Here is a 16340-nt window from a genome sequence, read left to right as displayed (position 1 = left end):
TGCGTTAACCGAGACCGTTTCACCACCATGCTTCTCGTGCGGCAGCTGAAGGTGGCCGCGTCGCGGATGCACCTCCACGCTTTGCCTATTGAGTTGGAGACAGACCGGTTGATGGGTAGCGCGCATATCGATCTTCCACTCGATCTCGCTTTATGACGGGTATTCACCTTCCGCAACAATTCGTCCGGATTGCCGAGTTATAGGTCGGGTGCGTGAGAGACCTGATCGAATGGCATTGAAAATAGAATGGCGATTTTCCTAGCTGAGATTTCGCATCGCGTGCAAGCGAAAATCCGCATCAGCATAGTTGGCATCAGCAGGGATCGATCGATAGCTGTTGGAACGCACCGTGGTGCGATCGCCGCTATGCGTTACCGAACCCGCGCGTCGTGAAGCAGGAGGCCCGAGGCGCCCAGTCAGGCAAGAATACTGCCGACCTGCCTGTTTCAAGCGTGATGGATCACATGCGGCAAATCTTGTGGGTCGTCACCCGCAGGTGAGTGATTTCCGCCTCGCAGTTCGTCGACGCGCGGCGGGCGTTGACGAGCTCGTGCATCACCCGCCCGCTTTCCAGTTCCCGCTTCCCGATTGCCAACTGCATCTAGAAAGCATCCCCTCGAGTCTGCGCGGGCGAAACATGCACGGTCATGGGAGTGGATCCAGCCCGGCGCGGTCTGCTGCTGGGCGCCAGATACACCCGAGCCCGGCCCGGTCGCACAACAAGGCCCAAGCCGAGTAAGGGATTGCGGCGTCTTCGCTGATCCAGCGGCGCACCTGCCGACCGCCGTATTCTGACAAGCCGAGATAACGCGCAACCGCGCGTCCCGGCAAGCCGGTGCGACGGATAACCTCCTGAATTTCGGCTCCGTTCGGCTGTTCCCAGCCGTCCTCCGCCGATCGCAGGCAGGCGGCCCGGATTTCAATTTGATAGCTCATCCTTACCTCGAACCGCTAATTCTTCCATGTACTTCGTGACGATCCAGTCCCGACGGCTTACGCCGAGGGGGGAAACATGCGCGCTGTGGCGCTTGACGACCCCGGTTGGTGGCCGCCTTGGGCTCTACCGCATCGTCCCGCCGCTTACGCGGCGCTCCGGTGCTCTTCCCATGTTCGACTTGCGGTCATGAGGACACCGTGCGCCTCGATCCGAGCATGCGGCGCGCGATACTCCCGTGATTATCCAGCCCCCACGGCTCGCGCCGCGGGGGAAATACGCGCCCTGCGGCGCTTGACGACCCCGGCCCATGGTCTGCCTGGGCTAAACCGGATCGTCCCGCCGCTGACGCGGCGCGCCGGCGCTCTCCCCATGTCCGACGATGCGGCCACGGGGGACCCCGTGCGCCTCGATCCGGGCGCGCGGCGCGCGCGATGCTCCCGTGATTATCCAGCCCCCACGGCTTACGCCGCGGGGAATACACGCGCCCTGCGGGCGCTTGACGACCCCGGCCCATGGTCTGCCTGGGCTAAACCGGATCGTCCCGCCGCTGACGCTCTCCCCATGTCCGACGACGCGGCCATGGGGGACCCCGTGCGCCTCGATCCGGGCGCGCGGCGCGCGCGATGCTCCCGTGATTATCCAGCCCCCACGGCTTACGCCGCGGGGAATACACGCGCCCTGCGGGCGCTTGACGACCCCGGCCCATGGTCTGCCTAGGCTAAACTGGATCGTCCCGCCGCTGACGCGGCGCGCCGGCGCTCTCCCCATGTCCGACGACGCGGCCATGGGGGACCCCGTGCGCCTCGATCCGGGCGCGCGGCGCGCGCGATACTCCCGTAATTATCCAGCCCCCACGGCTTACGCCGCGGGGGATACACGCGCCCTGCGGACGCTTGACGACCCGGGCTGGTCGGCCTGGGCCGTACCGGATCGTCCCGCCGCTTACGCGGCGCGCCGGCGCTCTCCCCATGTCCGACGATGCGGCCATCGGGGACCCCGTGCGCCTCGATCCGGGCGCGCGGCGCGCGCGATGCTCCCGCGATTATCCAACCTCCTGGCCTGCAGGGGGATGGACGCCAGCGCGCGGCAGTTCGGTTAGCGTCGCGACAGATCGCGAGGCTAACACGGTGGCGGTTGCTGGTTTCCAAGCGCCTTGCGGACGGCGTCGACCTGTTCGGGCGTGAGCCGCGACACCGCTACAGACGTGGCGCGCTCGTAGATCATCAGGCCGTACACTTCAGCCAGGGGGCGCGCTTTCGCACACAGCGCCCCGCCCTGGCCACGCGATTCCTGTGCGCACCAGTAGTTGATTGCCTGTTCAATTTCAGTAATGGTTAAGACGGTAGTCATGGTTGCGTCACGGGCCCGCGCGATTTCTACGCGGGCGTTGAATATTATTAAGGATGTCAAAATTTAATGCAGATTCCCGTCGTGCTCCATGAGCGTGGCAACAGGTGCGTAGGGTGGCACGCGCTCGAAACCAGCCAGGGCGACGCGGGCGATGGCGCGCAATTCCTCGCGACGCATCTCTACCGGATTGCCGTTGTGATCGAGCATGCTGGCAATGCGCCGGAGCGCATCGGCGGATTGTGCCGCCGCGTCAGCCGACAGGGCCATGCGATATAGTTCGCCGCGAACGATGTCACGGTCTCCGTACTGCCAAACAGCCAGGAGCGGCAGCAGCGCGGACAGCCACGTAGGACGGGTGTTGAGCAGATCCATGTGAGATCCCCTTTCTGGGTGCGCCCCGACCGCAAAGCCGGGGCGATCCGGTTAGCCGCGCAGGCGGCGCAGTTCGTCAGCCAGCACCCACAAGGCACGATTCAGACGGATGTTTTGATCGATGCCCGCGACGGCTCGGGTCGTGGTCGCCTTGCCCTTCGCGTTCCGACCGTGCAGCCCACCGCGAATCATGTTTTCCTGCACACGGTTGAAGGTGGTCCAGATATCGGAGCCCTGATCCTCGACGCGACGCGGCGCGAGAATCTGCCGTTCCGTCACTGGCACAGGCGCGCCCTCGTCGTAGCGCAACGCGAGCGCTGCGCGGGCGAAGGCGACCTGTTCGCCCTCATCGAGCACCGTTGCCGCCATCCCTTCGCGTTGCGCTGCCGTCTCATCAAAGCTTTTCACCACCTTGAATGCGCCTTCGATGACCTCGCCAATCACATCACCCTTGTGCGGGATGCGGATATCGTTCGTCACGTTGCCGCATACGATGCCGTTCTGGCAGGCCCAGCGAATCATTCCGGCGATCATCTGGTAGCTCGATGCGCCATTGTGCGAGTTGACCAGGATAACCTCGTTGGCTTCGCGACCGCCGATCTGGTCGGCATGCCTCAGGCGGATCATGTGCTTGGTGAAATCGCGCATGTCTTCATTGCGCACTCGGGTCTGGCAGACCATGAAAGGCTGAAACCCTTCCTTGCGCAGGGCGTCGAGTACATCGACTGTCGGAATGTAGCTGTAGCGCGCCGAACGGCTTTCGTGCGCGGTGTGGGCAAGAATGGAAGGCGCAACCTCTGCAATCTGGTCATTCGTCAGAGGATGCTGCGAACGCAGCGCGACGGCATTCCCGCTAAAACGAGTTGTAAGCTTGTTCATTTGATTCCCCAATGAAGGAGCCAACCCGGCCCGGGGGCCGGGGCCGGTCGGTTAGTCGATGGCGCGCAGGATGTTCGCGGCTTCAACGTGCTGCGTGGCGAACTCACGCAACTGGTGGTAACGCTCGATGATCGTGTCATCAAGGGTCTTTTCCGCGAGGTGACAGAGGGCGAAGAGGGTGACGGTAATGCCGAAGGCATCCGCGCCCATCATGTCGCTGTAGCCGTTCATATGCCAGCGCACATGCACGCGGCCCGAATCGGCCGGAGCCATGTAAAAGCCGTCATTGGAGAGGGAGAAGAAATGCCAGAAACCTCCCTCGTATCTGCTGCACAGACGAGCGGCCCAGTCATACACCAAGGATTCCCCTGTGAGGTAGTGACGACCGAGGTAGCGCAGTAGCACTTTCAGGCGCAACTCGTCGGGAACGACAGAAGAAGTAACGCGGTTTTGAACTTCAGTGGTCATCGGATTTCTCCGGTTCGGCCATCGCTTCATTGCGAGGCACACGTTTATATTAGGTCTAAAAGCCCTAACTATCAATGAGTGATTACGGCTTTTTGATTGGATGTGTATACTGAAATAGATGATAAATCATATTTTCAATTGCCATTATAAGGGCTAAAAGCCCTATATAATAGAGTTGTGCCTCGCAATGAAGCGATGGCCGAACCGGAGAAATCTGATGACCGAACCCACCTCGAACGCAGCCGGTGGAATTCAGTACGTTCCATACAACCGCCTTTGCCTGTCATCCCTGAACGTTCGCAAGAAAGCGCCGACCGGCATCGAAGCCCTGGCCGAAACCATTGGCGAAAAAGGCTTGATGCAGAACCTCGTCGTGCATGAAATGAAGGGCCGCGCGAAGTTGCCGAAACTTGGCGTATGCGCGGGCCAGCGCCGCCTGGCTGCACTCGACCTTTTGGTTGAGCAGGGGCGGATTACTAAAGACTACGAAGTACCTGTCCTGATCGTCAGCGAGGGCGAAGCCGTCGCCGCGTCGCTAATCGAAAACCGCGAACGTGAGGCGATGCATCTGGCGGATGAGTGCGTGGCATTCCGGCTGCTGATGGAGGAAGGAAAGAGCGTGGCGCATATCGCAGCGCTGTTCGCGGTGCCGGATGTTGCGGTACGCCGCGCGCTGAAAATCGCCAACCTTTCGCCGTCACTGCTCGACCTGTTGCGTAATGACAGGCTCGACTACGAACAGGCGAAGGTGCTGGCCCTGGCTGATGACCGCGCGACGCAGGAACGCGTATGGGGCGAAGCCGTCAATAGCTGGCAGCGGCGACCGGACGAGTTGCGCAAGGCCATCACGCTCGCGGCAATCGATGCACGCGAAAGCGCCCTGGCGCGGTTTGTTGGCCTGGACGCCTACGAGGCGGCAGGCGGACGCGTGAGGCGCGACCTGTTCAGCGACGACGCAAACGCGGGATACCTGGAAGATGCCGAACTGTTGCACCGGCTCGCAACGGAACGGCTGATCGAGCTATCCCAGGCGGTCGGAAGGGAAGGCTGGCAATGGATCGAGGCACGGACGCAATACCCGGCGATGGAGATCCTGCGTTGTGGCCGGATCGGCTCGACCACCCGCAAGCCGACGAAGGACGAGAAAGCCGAACTGGCCGCGCTCACCGCAACGACCGACGCCGCTCAGGCCGCGCTAAACGCGTACAACGACGAGGACGGTGAGCCGGACGAAGAACGGGGCGAGCGTCTGGAGGCTGAGGCCACGGCGGCGACGTTTGCCGTGGACCAGTACGCGGAGCGCTTCGAGGCGTTCGACCCGGAAGAGATGAAGCAGGCAGGCGCATATGTCTATCTCGATGACGAGGGCCGAGTCTGTATTGAGCGGGGGCTGGTGCGACGCGAGGAGGCACCGACTGCGCAGGCACGCGCAACGCACGCGGTGAGCGCAGGTGCGGCGCGCGCACCGAAGGAGCGTCCGTTGCACGGAGAGAAGCTGTGCAAACGATTGACCGCGCACCGTACCGCCGCCGTCCAGATCGAGCTTGCGCAGCAACCGACCGTAGCCCTTGCTGTGCTGATGCAGCGCATGATTCCGGTCGTTTTCGATGACGTGTACGGGCGCGCGTATTTGGACTACGCGGTCAGGATCGACGTGCACACGACGCGCGAGGCGCTGGTATCGAATGCCGACGACATGGGCGAGAGCGTGGCCTGGGAGGCACTGGAAGGCGAACGCGAGAAGTGGTCACGCATGCTGCCCAGGCGCGCGGCAGACCTGCTGCCATGGCTGCTGGAACAGGGCGAGGACGTGCTGTCGAATCTCTTCGCGTTCTGCGTGGCGGCGACGGTGGACGGGATCAGCAGCGCAGACCGCCCGCACGCGGTGAACGAGATCTCGAACACGCTTGCGGTGGATCTTTCGCGCTACTGGAAGCCGACGCGCTCCGGGTATTTCGAACACGTGGCGAAAGACCGGATTGCTGCCGTTGTGGGCGAAAGCGTATCGCCCCAGGCGGCAAGCGAAGTGCGCGGCATGAAGAAGGACGCTGCAGCGACGACGGCGGAACTTCGCATGACGGACTCGGGCTGGCTGCCGGAAGTGCTGCGTAACCGGGAGGTACCGGAGCGCGTCACGTACGGCTACCACGAGGATGACGAGGAGGAATACGACGAAAACGGCGACGCCGCTGCAGCCGAAGCGGACGGAGTGTCCGAAGCGCAGGCCTCGCCTGGCGAGGAGGAAGACGCGCCGTACTGAGCGCGCGTCGCGCGCATTCGAGTAGTCCACACGAAGCCGTCCGGATGGAAGTCCGGGCGGTTTTTCATTGCACGTGCGAATGCAGGGTCAAATTACCGGCGCTCATGCCGGTTGGTCTTTTTCGGGGGGCACCGGGTCGAACGGGTTGGGCCAGTACTGTTTGACCTTGGCATCTGCGCGCGCTATGCGTTGTTCGTGCGTCAACAGGTGTTTCTGCTCAAGCGTCAGTTCTGCGGTGAGCCAGTCGTCGGGCAGCTTTGCACCGACAGGCGCAATCGGGCGCCGCTCACGCACCGCGGGGCGCGCGGCCGCCACAGCCGGGGCCACGCCAGTTTCACTGTCGGGCACACCGCGTTCGGCTGCTACCGGGTTAGCCGCCTGCCTTGGCACGTCTGCGGGAGCGCGACTGACTGCCGGGCCAGTTTCCGCCTGTGACGCGCGCGTGAGGCGGGACACGATGCCCCGTTCGCGCCGGATTCTTTTGAGTGTCAGAGCAAAGGTCTGATAGGTGAAGACGAGTCCGGTTGCGGCGAGTTCCTGGATGATCGCGGCGTACCGGACGCCCGAGCGAATGGCACGTTCAACGCTCTCGAACACGTCGCGAAGCTGGGCGGTCTTGGACCGGCCATCGGACGAAGCCGCGAGGGTGTCGAGGCGTTGCGCGCGTTGTACCGCAATCAGGGCGTCCATTTTGAGCGCTCACGTCAGGGGGAACGGACACAGTATGCCGCGAATGATCGAAAGGTGCATCCTATCTGTTAGGTATGCGATCTTTCATGATCCGCAGGCCGTCCAGAAATGATTGAGCGTCGATTCATTACGGCCCATGCGTGATCTATCGACCGGCGCTTGGCTGCGGGGCGAGGCACGACGTATATGTAGACGGAAATGCTGACGCATTTCCGTCTACATATAGCGTGCTCCAAGGGGATACCCCTTGGAGAACCCGGCAGCCGCCGCCAACGAGCGCGCTCGGCGCTGCTTTGCAGACAGACCGGTGGCACGTGCGTCTGGGCGCACCAGGAGTTTTTCACCAAAGGAATTGCATGCGCATCTTCGCAAAGGCGTCGGCGTGCGCGATGTCCGTGAGCACGAAATTGGCGTGCTCCCAGCTGTGCACTTCGGGCTTTTCATGCGCGGGCGGCGACGGGACCCTGGCGACGGCAGTATATTCTCAGCATTGTTCCTGGGGAGTCCGATGAAACTCAATTCTGCAAGAATGCTTGAGATCATGGAGTCGAGCCGCGAGTACCTTGCGGGCGAGCTGGCCAGGCGATTCGATACGTCGATGGTGCAGATCAACGACATGCTTTGCACTCTTGCCGAAGACGGTCTTGTGCGCATGAGCAGTCAGTCATCACGCATCGTCCGCCTTCAACGGCTGTCGTTCGCGCCCCGAACCATTGGCACCGCTTGTATCAGACACGGCTACACGCGCAGCTGTATCCATCCCACCGTTCGCCCGCCAGATGCATGGCGGGTTTCTGGACTACAAGGCTTCGCTCCTGCGCGTGCACAGCCTCGCAATGCTCGTCCGACTCTCACACTGAGCGCAACATGGAACTTGTCGAGCGGGATCACCCCGGGACGGTGAGGCGACATCTGAGTGCTGAAGAAGCTGCAGCTGTGCGGCGGTTCTGCGGCGACGGACAGCAAGTGCGGCCTGAGGACGTCAGACTCGTGGAAGCCGTGCTCGAAGAGATGCACGACGGACGACATGTGCGTCTGTGGCTCGAGTGCGACTGCGTCAGAGCACCCGGTGGCCGGCCGCGGTTGACCGCTCGGATGCGTGAAGACGGCCCGCGTCATTTCGTGCGCATGCATCAATACGGCGAGCACCACTGCGCCCTGGCGTCGTTCCGGCAGACACCGGAGCCGGAAGACGTTGAGCCGGACGATGATTGCGCGCGCCCTGGCCAGCACAATCCGCTCAGACCAGTGGGCGACGCGCTTGACTACCTGGATGATCTGAATGAAGGCGCGGCACGACCGGGCGGCTCGACGGGATCAGGGGGCGGCGTTGGCGAAAGGGGGCGCCGCCTGCCGCGGCTCGGACGCATCCTGCACACGCTTCTTGACGACGCCGGGTTCGCACGGCTGCACGTCGACGCGTTAAATGACAAGTCCAGAACGTGGGAGCGGCTCGAGGCATATGCAGCAGATCAGGCGCTGAGCCCGCAGCTATCACTCTCGCAGATACTCTATTTCAAGCCATGGACACATCTCAACGAGAAGATGACAGAGGTCGACGCCCTGGTATGGCCGAAAAAGAAGGCACGCAGTGCGCTACTGCTGTTCGTCGCCGACGAGCTTCGCGCAGGCGCTGCAATCAAGAAAACGAGCATGGGCGAGTGCATTCTTCGCCCGGAAAAGGGTATCCGCGCCGGAGGCCGCGATCAGCGACTGACGCAGCCCCCTTACTGGGTGCTCGGCGTGGTAGACCGCGATCGCGACGGCAACGCGCGCGTTCGGGAAGCGTTCGCGCAGCATGCGTATTCGTTTGCGCGCCCCGTACCTCTGGACAGCCGGTATGAGCGAGTCACGCTGAAATTGCTGTTCGACGTCATGGCGTGGGTCAAAAAGCACGGCGTTGACGTGACGCTCTGGAAACCGCTCTTTGACCGGGAGGTGAGGCGGACCGACGCGCCGAGCCAGTGGTGCCGCCCCGACTTTGAACTGACGTTCCGATCGGTGGCAGCGGTTGGCGTTGCGGCACGGCTGCACCGTATCGTCATCGAGACGATGGGCGCCGACGATCCTGACTACCTCGAGCGCAAGTTGCGTACTCAGGAAATCATGAAGCGCCGCGGCATTCTGATCGAGCATCGCGTCGCTGATGATGCTGCCCAGAAGGAACGGGACGACGCGTTTTTCCGCAGGGTCGCAGCAAAGATCCTGCATCTCGCCGGTGTTTCGCAGACCAGGCCAGTCTGAACGATTCACGGTGCCCCGTCAGCCGCTCATCTTTCTGATTGATGCTCCGCTTCTTGCCGGCGACTCACGCGCCATCACCAGCGCGACGCCGACCACGACGCCTGGGTAGCGGCCATGCTGGGGGGCGTCACAGCTTGCCGACCGTTGTGAATATCGTTGCGGCCGTGCGCAATGGTTGACGGCTGCGGGGCGCCCATTACCGAATGCGCCTTTTTCAACATTACCGGGCAACTGTCAAATCCCGTCTGCTGCCAACCGCGATGGCCGTCCATAAATGCGACTAACGGTCTTTCGGCGCCCAACCTCCCAGCATAGGCAGACGGTGCAAAACCCCCGTCTCCAGCAAGTGAGGTAACTGCGGGAGTGGTGTACCTCCTGACGTGTCGGGCTCGTATCGATCCGATGGCCTGACGCTTGGCAGCGGGACGGGCTTCCTGAGCGGCGAGGGCGGAACTGGTCGCGCACGTGCGGCGGCCCGGCGCGCCCGGGCGTCGCTGCCCCCGGCGCGGGACACGCGGCAGGGCGGCCTTTTCTGATCAGGATGGCGCGCTTGCGGAGTGACCGGTGGTGGTGGCCGTGGTGTTCCGCTTCATCCATGACACAGTTACGTCCCTGCTCCCTGTACGAGGACGTCAGATCGCAGATTGGCCGCTCATCAAGTCCGTGGCTTTGCGACCATCAGCGCTCGCCGCCCGGGTCAATTTAAACTTCCGAGGCTTGACGACACCCCGGGTACGGACTGACGGAGGCGGGAAGATGTGCGCTCACAGCGAGATCAGCGAGATTGCGATGGAATCCGCATCGACACGCGCAAGCCGCGTTGCGTATGCGTGTCGGTGGGTGCCAGACTCACTTCGGCACCCATCCGCTCGGCAATCGTCCGGACGATTGCCAGTCCGAGCCCTGAGCCGATCTGCTCGTTACCCGGGATGCGATAAAACGGATCGAACACACGAGCACGCTCGTGCGGCGAGATGCCCGGGCCGTTGTCGGTAACGGTCAACAGCGCCTGACTTCCTGTCTCCCGGACGGCCAGATTGACTCGTCCCCTGTCTGGCGTGTAGCGAATCGCGTTGTCGACGAGATTCTTGATCAGTGTCGTCAGCTCGATGCTGTCGACGCTCACTCGCACATCCGGCCCGTCTTCGACGCCGATATCAATATGCTTCGCTTCAGCAAGTGGCATCAGGTCTTCGAGCACACGCCGCCAGGTCGCGTGGACCGACACCGGTTCCATGGGCCGCGCTGTCTTCGCCTGTATCCGTGCGAGTGCGAGCAACTGCTCGATCAGATTGCGGCTGCGCTCAAGGCCGCCGCGCAGCGTGGTCAGGCGCGCGCGTGCGTCAACAGGTAGATCCGTCTCGCCGAGCCGCTCCGCCTGCAGCGACATCGCCGTGAGTGGTGAGCGAAGCTCGTGCGCTGCGTCGGCGACGAAGCGGCGCTGCGCATCGACCGACTGCGCCACACGTCCGAGCATCCGGTTGATCGCCACGACGAACGGCCGCACCTCGGCGGGCAGGTGATCGGTCTCGACTGGCTGCAGGTCGTGCTCGCTGCGCGCGTCGATTTCGGCCGACAGCGACGCGACCGGCCGCAGCATCTTGCGTACGAGATCGGCGACGACCAGCAGCAGAATCGGCAGCAGGATGATGAGCGGCATCGCTGTCCGCCATGCGCCTTCGCGCGCGGTGTCATCCCGCACGCCCGCATCCTGGGCGACTGCGATACGCTCGCCGTTCGCGAGCGTGTGAATCAGCACGCGCAGCGTCTGTCCGTCCGCATCGAGCGTATGGAAACCGTCCGGCAGCGTCGCTGCACCGGCGAGTCGCCGGTCGCTGGCAGCAAGCGGCGCCCCGTCGCGGTTCAGCGGTTCGACGATCACGCGCGGTACTTCGTCGCTTTCCGGCGTGCGTGTGGCGCTGCCGGTCGGCGAAGCAGGCATCGGCGCGCTCTGACGATCGAGCAGCGTCGCAATCTGACGCAGCACGTCGTCCTGGAATTCATGTGCCTCGACGTACGCCGACGAGAACGAGAAGGCCGCCGCCGCGGTCGCGACGACCAGGATCGCAACCGAGAGCGCGACTGACAGGCGGAACTGGATCGATTCTTTCAGCCGTTTCTTGACACCATCCATCCGACACCTCTGACGTTCTTGATCACAGTGCTGCCGAGCTTGCGGCGCAGCGAGTGGATCAGGACTTCGACTGCGTTGCTTTCGACTTCCTCGCCCCAGCCGTAGATGCGGTCCTCGAGCTCGCTGCGCGACAGGATCGCGCCGGGGCGTACGAGCAGCGCGCGTAGCAACGAAAACTCACGGTTCGACAACTGTACCGGCGTACACTCGCCGACCGCGACTTCGCGTGTCGCCGGGTCAAGCGACACGATGCCGTTGCTCATCACGGGCGCGGCCGAGCCGACCTGACGCCGGATCGCCACGCGAATCCGCGCGAGCAGTTCGGCCATTTCGAAGGGTTTGAGGATGTAATCGTCGGCGCCGCCGTCGAGCCCGCGCAGGCGGTCGTCGAGGCCGTCTCGCGCGGTGATGATGATGACCGGTACCGCGCTGCCCTTCGCGCGGATGCCGGCCAGCACACCGAGGCCGTCCCGGCCGGGCAGGCCGAGGTCGAGCAGGATCAGGTCATAGCGCTGCGCGGCGAACGCGGTCAGCGCGAGCGCGCCGTCCGTGACGCGATCCGCCGCGTACGACGCGTCCTTCAGCGCAGCCTGGACAGCTTCGCCAATCATCGGGTCGTCTTCGACAAGCAGTATTCGCATGCCTCCACTCCACGAGCGATAGCCGGAATCAGCGTCTGTGATTTTCGCATGCGCGTCACGAGGTCTTGCCGGCGAGCGTGTCGAACGTGTGCAGGAGGTCGTCCATCGCGGCAGTGCAGTCGCTCTGCTGCGGGTGGTCGGCGCGCAGCGCTTCGAGCGCGCGGTCGATCGCCTTGTCGAGTACGTGCCAGTCGCCGGCCGCGCGTGGCTTCAGGCCAGCTTCAGCCTCGTCCCATGCGATCTCGAGATCCTTGATGCGTGTCTTGCCGCCAGCCAGGTCGCCCCTGGCAACGAGAACGGACACATCGGTCGCGATCCTGCGGAACTGGGAGAGGTCGCCGAGCTTCGACGCGCTTGCGGGCGAACCGCCCTGTGCGGCGGCGGACGCCGTGGTCGATGCGGCGGCGCTGCCGGTCTGTCTGGAGCAACCGGCAGCGAGGCCGAGCGCAGCGCACACGGAAACGGCAACGAGCAGACGCGAAAGCGTGGTGGGATAACGCATGAAAAATCCTCGATTCGATGGTGAAAGAAACGTGACGGTCACTCGGCGGTCTCGACGCGCGCGCGGCTACTCGCGCCGATCTGCGCGACGGCGACGAGCACGACGATCACGGTGAGGAACAGCAGGCTCGTCGAAGCGGCCCCCATGCCGAACCCGCCGTAGCTGCGCGACTGCGTGAGCAGGTCGCCGAGCGAGGCCCCGAATGGTCGCGTCAGGATGTACGCGATCCAGAACGTGAGAACCGCGTTCGCGCCGATTCGCCATGCTGTGTAGGCCGCAGCCAACAGGATGCCGAACGACACCGCGCCGAGCGAGAAGCCGAGACCCAGCGCTTCGGTCGCGAGATCGCCGGCGGCCGTGCCGAGCGCGAACGTGCAGAGGATCGCGGCCCAGTAGAACCCTTCGCGACGCGCCGTGTCGATCGCGTCGATCGCCAGGGTGCCCTCGACGCGATACCAGATCGCGAAGAATGCCGCGAGCACAATGGCAAATACGCCCATGCTGATGTAGAGGCTGACACCGAGGCCGTCGGTGAGCAGATCGGTAATCTGCGTGCCGACGACGCTCACGAGCACGACCGTAAGCCAGTAGATCCATGGTGTGTACCTGCGCGTGCGCATCTGCAGGATGAGCGCGATCGCAAGCAGCGACGTCATCAGCGCGCGCGTTGCGCCTTGTCCCCATCCCGCGTTGACCGCGAGAAAGTCGGCACCCGTCTCGCCGACCGTGGTCGACATGATCTTGGTGATCCAGAACGCGAAAGTGATCGCGGGCACCTTGTTGAGCCAGCGTGTCGCCGGTCGATCGGACGTGTAGGTCATACGGCGGCTCCTCGGAAATCGGGTGACGGACCTGCAGTCTGAACACTCAGACTTAGCAGATCCTTAGCCGGGTTCTTCTGGAGCCGCCTCCTGGCTCATACACCGACTGCAGGTGGGCTGTTAGACAGGGGGATATATCGACACTTGGCCCGGTTCGTCACTTTGCGGTGGATCGCTGCCAACGGGCGCTCCATCGCCGGCGCCGGACTTCGGCGATGGCACGTCCGACATGGGGCTTTTCCTCGGGCAGGTCACGTCGCCGCCTGGCGGTCTGGCGAGCAATGACAACGGATGCGGTTTTCTGATCTGTTGCCCCCGACGTAAGCGTTGACGACGTGTGGGCACACTTCGCCAGGGTCGTTCGTCGGCGCCTTACGCCGAATTTGGGAAAAGGTATAGGAGTTCAGCGTTTGACGAAGTCCAGACGTTCGGCAGCAGCCGACCCCATCCGGTCATACGCAACGGATTGCCCGAAGGCAGCTGTCGGAAGGACAGCGGTCATTCCAGGCTTGCCGCCTGCCGCCGCTCCATGCGACGCGCTCACGTAAGGCGATAAACCTTGCGCGCGGTCCCGCGGAACAAAGCCTCGCGTTCGCCAGCGCTAGCGTGCGCAGTCAACTTCTTGAAGGCGTTCCAACCGTTGCTGAATGGATAGGAACCCTTGTCCACCGGGAAGTTGCTCTCGAACATGCAGCGCTCTGCACCGAACGCCTCGATACATGTGTACATCCATGGCTTCCATGTTTTGGCCAAATCGTCCGAGGACGACGGACGTTCGCCCTTTTCAAACTCGAAGCCATTAATGCGCATGCCGAGGCCGCCCACCTTCACAAAGACATTCGGCAACTGGGCGAGCGTACGCATCGAGCGGGACCAGGCATCAAACACTTCTGCGCGCTGATTTGCATAGCTGGCAATCCGGACCACGCCTCCGCAATGGTTGATGATGAAAGGCGTATCAGGATAGGCCTTCGCCAGGTCGAACAGCTCCGGCAACTGCGGGAAGAATAGCCATGCGTCGTACGACAGGCCCAGCGGAGCCAGTTGTGCGACGCCTGCCCGGTAGCCGGAGTCGAGCAGCAGCCCTCGAGGCGCCGCCGACAATGGATTGACGAGCGTCTGGTCAGCATCCCAGGTAACGAGATGTCGAACGCCACGGAACCGACCATCTCCGGCATGCAGTTCTGCTTCGAGAACATCGCGAACCGCCGCTCCCCTGCGAAGATCTGCATAGCCGACCATACCCTTCGCAACCTCCGGCTTGCTTTTTTGCAAAGGCGCCGTGACGCCAGCAACATACTCGATTTCTCCGACCGGGCGCAGCGACTCAGGACCAGACGGGCGATATCGTGTCAGCCCCTGCATGAACACCGACGCGGTGATGTTATGGCCCGTTTGCGCGTCCTGAAGATACTCATCGAGAAGATAGGTCCAGCCCGGACGATCATAAAAGTGATGATGCGCGTCGACGATCGGCAGGTCGGGCTCAAGCGCCGCTTCGGTGCCGGAAGCGAGCCAGTCAGCCCGAACGGAAAGATAGTTGCTGGTTGTACTCACGGAATGCGTTTCCTCTTTTGCGAATGCTTGACGCAGAGTGACAGCGGGGAAAATCAATGATGCTGCGGCAGCGCCAATCAGCTGCCGGCGCCGCGGCGAAGGGCATTTGTTCATTCCTGTTCCCCGCGGCCAAAGGCATAAAGCGACAAGGTCAGCAAAGTCGTGATGCCTAGCACGATCGAAAGACCAATCATGCCGGCCGAGAACGTACCGAAACTGTCCTTCAGATAACCCACCAGGTACGGTCCCGCAAATCCGCCGAGCGCACCAATGGAGTTAATGAAGGCGAGGCCACCCGCAGCCGCCTGTCCGGAAAGGAACCGGGCCGGCAGTGTATAGAAGATCGTGCGGCCCGCAATCGTGCCGATCAACGCCAGCGTAATACCGGTCATGGCCGGAACCAGTTGATGGAAATACGTCGAGACACCCAGCGCAATCGCACCAATCAAAAGCCCTGCGGCGAGATTGGCGATCGGGCCGCCGCGACGATCGACCCGCTTTGCCCACCAGAGCAATGCGATTGTGGCAAAGAAATAAGGCACGGCCGACATCCAGCCGGTCTGCGTCACGCTCATCCCGTGAGCCCTCAGCATCTGAGGCAGCCAGATACCGATGCCGTAAGAGCCCATCGTGAAGCCGAAGGAGATCATCGCAAGAATGTAGGTGCGTACGTCCTTCAACGCTGCGACGAAATTTTTCTTTTTCTGACCGGACGCGCCTTCCCGATCGAACGCGCCTTGAAGAGCTTGCCGTTCCTCCTGGGACAACCACTTCGCATCGGCGGGTTTGTCCGCCAACATTTTCAGTACCAGAAAACCGAGGACACACGCGGGCAGTCCTTGAACGATGAACATCCACCGCCAGCCCGCCAGTCCCAGGACACCGTCCATATGGAGCAGTCCCGCGGACAGCGGACCACCGACGAGCGACGACAGCGGCGTGGAGACGGTGAACCATGCGAGCACGCGAGTGCGATAGCTAGCCGGAAACCAGACCGCGAGAAAAAAGATCACACCCGGAAAGAAGCCGGCCTCACCGATACCGAGCAGCAGCCGGATCACGTAGAAGCTTTTTGGCCCCACGGCGAGCGCGGTTGCCGCTGCGAAAAAGCCCCACGTGATCATGATGCGGGCAAGCCAGCGTCGCGCGCCGAAGCGGTATAGCGCCAGGTTGCTCGGAACCTCGAACACACAGTACCCGGCGAACATGATGCCCGCACCCCAGCCGAATTGGGTGGCGCTCAAGCCAAGATCGTGATTCATCGTCAACGCCGCGAAACCGACGCTGGTGCGATCAAGATAATTGAAGAAATACGCAAGCGCGAGTAGCGGAATGAACCGCCACGCGGCTTTTCTAACCGCAGACTGCTCGACGGTGGAAGCCACCACGCTGCCTGTCGTGGTGTTCGATGAAATGGATGTCATGTCTCGTCTCCAGACGAATCAAGGCGCGCAGAAGGCTCAGTGGCCTCTGCGGCTCGGTGAT

Annotated in this window: 16 protein-coding genes; 3 read left to right on the top strand and 13 right to left on the bottom strand. The window is 62.8% G+C overall.

Annotation, left to right across the window (positions count from 1 at the left end; translation table 11 throughout):
- Window positions 1-460: 460 nt before the first annotated feature.
- The 6 genes from AB3X99_RS30130 to AB3X99_RS30105 all read right to left on the bottom strand — a co-directional run bounded on the left by AB3X99_RS30130 (window position 461) and on the right by AB3X99_RS30105 (window position 4006).
- Window positions 461-601, bottom strand: a complete 141-nt coding sequence (locus AB3X99_RS30130; RefSeq protein WP_176732989.1) for a hypothetical protein — start codon at window positions 599-601, stop codon at window positions 461-463.
- Window positions 602-645: 44 nt separating this feature from the next.
- Window positions 646-936: a transcriptional regulator gene (locus tag AB3X99_RS30125; RefSeq protein ID WP_069268389.1), complete on the bottom strand. Its 291-nt coding sequence runs from the start codon at window positions 934-936 to the stop codon at window positions 646-648.
- Between the two features lie 1120 nt (window positions 937-2056).
- Window positions 2057-2287 carry a DUF3717 domain-containing protein gene (locus tag AB3X99_RS30120; protein ID WP_069268411.1) on the bottom strand — a complete coding sequence of 77 codons (231 nt, stop codon included), beginning with the start codon at window positions 2285-2287 and terminating at the stop codon, window positions 2057-2059.
- 63 nt (window positions 2288-2350) lie between these two features.
- Entirely contained in the window at window positions 2351-2659 is a 309-nt protein-coding gene (locus AB3X99_RS30115) for a hypothetical protein (RefSeq protein WP_069268390.1), read from the bottom strand.
- 51 nt (window positions 2660-2710) lie between these two features.
- Window positions 2711-3538 (bottom strand): DUF932 domain-containing protein, encoded by an 828-nt coding sequence (locus AB3X99_RS30110; protein ID WP_069268391.1) that lies wholly within the window; start codon window positions 3536-3538, stop codon window positions 2711-2713.
- 51 nt (window positions 3539-3589) lie between these two features.
- A complete protein-coding gene (locus AB3X99_RS30105) occupies window positions 3590-4006 on the bottom strand; it encodes an antirestriction protein (RefSeq protein WP_069268392.1) in 417 nt (138 codons plus the stop codon).
- A gap of 217 nt (window positions 4007-4223) precedes the next feature.
- Here AB3X99_RS30105 and AB3X99_RS30100 point away from each other — a divergent pair, with 217 nt between their 5' ends.
- On the top strand, window positions 4224-6266 hold the full coding sequence (locus tag AB3X99_RS30100) for a ParB/RepB/Spo0J family partition protein (RefSeq protein WP_069268393.1): 2043 nt from the start codon (window positions 4224-4226) through the stop codon (window positions 6264-6266).
- Window positions 6267-6368: 102 nt separating this feature from the next.
- Here the strand turns inward: AB3X99_RS30100 and AB3X99_RS30095 are convergent, their stop codons facing one another.
- Window positions 6369-6956, bottom strand: coding sequence for a hypothetical protein (locus tag AB3X99_RS30095; protein WP_368605647.1), 588 nt, complete (start codon window positions 6954-6956; stop codon window positions 6369-6371).
- A gap of 247 nt (window positions 6957-7203) precedes the next feature.
- Here AB3X99_RS30095 and AB3X99_RS30090 point away from each other — a divergent pair, with 247 nt between their 5' ends.
- Both AB3X99_RS30090 and AB3X99_RS30085 read left to right on the top strand, forming a co-directional pair.
- Window positions 7204-7860, top strand: coding sequence for a hypothetical protein (locus tag AB3X99_RS30090; RefSeq protein WP_368618987.1), 657 nt, complete (start codon window positions 7204-7206; stop codon window positions 7858-7860).
- Window positions 7824-9200, top strand: coding sequence for a hypothetical protein (locus AB3X99_RS30085; protein ID WP_069268395.1), 1377 nt, complete (start codon window positions 7824-7826; stop codon window positions 9198-9200). Before AB3X99_RS30090 ends, AB3X99_RS30085 begins: the two co-directional genes overlap by 37 nt.
- Window positions 9201-9975: 775 nt before the next feature.
- On the opposite strand, the gene AB3X99_RS30080 is transcribed toward AB3X99_RS30085, so the two are convergent.
- The 6 genes from AB3X99_RS30080 to AB3X99_RS30055 all read right to left on the bottom strand — a co-directional run bounded on the left by AB3X99_RS30080 (window position 9976) and on the right by AB3X99_RS30055 (window position 16279).
- The gene (locus AB3X99_RS30080; RefSeq protein WP_069268396.1) at window positions 9976-11334 is read right to left on the bottom strand and encodes a HAMP domain-containing sensor histidine kinase; all 1359 of its coding nucleotides are present in this window, start codon (window positions 11332-11334) and stop codon (window positions 9976-9978) included.
- Complete coding sequence (locus AB3X99_RS30075; RefSeq protein ID WP_069268397.1) at window positions 11310-11975, bottom strand: response regulator transcription factor; 666 nt, start codon at window positions 11973-11975, stop codon at window positions 11310-11312. The genes AB3X99_RS30080 and AB3X99_RS30075 overlap by 25 nt, the downstream gene beginning before the upstream one ends.
- A gap of 55 nt (window positions 11976-12030) precedes the next feature.
- Entirely contained in the window at window positions 12031-12477 is a 447-nt protein-coding gene (locus AB3X99_RS30070) for a hypothetical protein (protein WP_069268398.1), read from the bottom strand.
- Between the two features lie 38 nt (window positions 12478-12515).
- On the bottom strand, window positions 12516-13298 hold the full coding sequence (locus tag AB3X99_RS30065) for a hypothetical protein (RefSeq protein ID WP_368618986.1): 783 nt from the start codon (window positions 13296-13298) through the stop codon (window positions 12516-12518).
- A 540-nt stretch (window positions 13299-13838) separates the two neighbouring features.
- Entirely contained in the window at window positions 13839-14969 is a 1131-nt protein-coding gene (locus AB3X99_RS30060; RefSeq protein WP_368618985.1) for an amidohydrolase, read from the bottom strand.
- Entirely contained in the window at window positions 14966-16279 is a 1314-nt protein-coding gene (locus AB3X99_RS30055; protein ID WP_069268401.1) for an MFS transporter, read from the bottom strand. Before AB3X99_RS30055 ends, AB3X99_RS30060 begins: the two co-directional genes overlap by 4 nt.
- Window positions 16280-16340 lie beyond the last annotated feature (61 nt).

Origin of the sequence: Paraburkholderia sp. BR10882 (genome assembly GCF_040948855.1) — a bacterium.
GTDB classification, from domain to species: domain Bacteria; phylum Pseudomonadota; class Gammaproteobacteria; order Burkholderiales; family Burkholderiaceae; genus Paraburkholderia; species Paraburkholderia nodosa_A.
Note: the sequence above shows the minus strand (reverse complement) of the source record. Positions and strands in the feature narration are given on the sequence as shown.

Coding starts and splice junctions, on each gene's coding strand:
- AB3X99_RS30130 (WP_176732989.1), bottom strand. CDS start 601: ATGCAGTTGGCAATCGGGAAGCGGGAACTGGAAAGCGGGCGGGTGATG.
- AB3X99_RS30125 (WP_069268389.1), bottom strand. CDS start 936: ATGAGCTATCAAATTGAAATCCGGGCCGCCTGCCTGCGATCGGCGGAG.
- AB3X99_RS30120 (WP_069268411.1), bottom strand. CDS start 2,287: ATGACTACCGTCTTAACCATTACTGAAATTGAACAGGCAATCAACTAC.
- AB3X99_RS30115 (WP_069268390.1), bottom strand. CDS start 2,659: ATGGATCTGCTCAACACCCGTCCTACGTGGCTGTCCGCGCTGCTGCCG.
- AB3X99_RS30110 (WP_069268391.1), bottom strand. CDS start 3,538: ATGAACAAGCTTACAACTCGTTTTAGCGGGAATGCCGTCGCGCTGCGT.
- AB3X99_RS30105 (WP_069268392.1), bottom strand. CDS start 4,006: ATGACCACTGAAGTTCAAAACCGCGTTACTTCTTCTGTCGTTCCCGAC.
- AB3X99_RS30100 (WP_069268393.1), top strand. CDS start 4,224: ATGACCGAACCCACCTCGAACGCAGCCGGTGGAATTCAGTACGTTCCA.
- AB3X99_RS30095 (WP_368605647.1), bottom strand. CDS start 6,956: ATGGACGCCCTGATTGCGGTACAACGCGCGCAACGCCTCGACACCCTC.
- AB3X99_RS30085 (WP_069268395.1), top strand. CDS start 7,824: ATGGAACTTGTCGAGCGGGATCACCCCGGGACGGTGAGGCGACATCTG.
- AB3X99_RS30080 (WP_069268396.1), bottom strand. CDS start 11,334: ATGGATGGTGTCAAGAAACGGCTGAAAGAATCGATCCAGTTCCGCCTG.
- AB3X99_RS30075 (WP_069268397.1), bottom strand. CDS start 11,975: ATGCGAATACTGCTTGTCGAAGACGACCCGATGATTGGCGAAGCTGTC.
- AB3X99_RS30070 (WP_069268398.1), bottom strand. CDS start 12,477: ATGCGTTATCCCACCACGCTTTCGCGTCTGCTCGTTGCCGTTTCCGTG.
- AB3X99_RS30065 (WP_368618986.1), bottom strand. CDS start 13,298: ATGACCTACACGTCCGATCGACCGGCGACACGCTGGCTCAACAAGGTG.
- AB3X99_RS30060 (WP_368618985.1), bottom strand. CDS start 14,969: ATGAACAAATGCCCTTCGCCGCGGCGCCGGCAGCTGATTGGCGCTGCC.
- AB3X99_RS30055 (WP_069268401.1), bottom strand. CDS start 16,279: ATGACATCCATTTCATCGAACACCACGACAGGCAGCGTGGTGGCTTCC.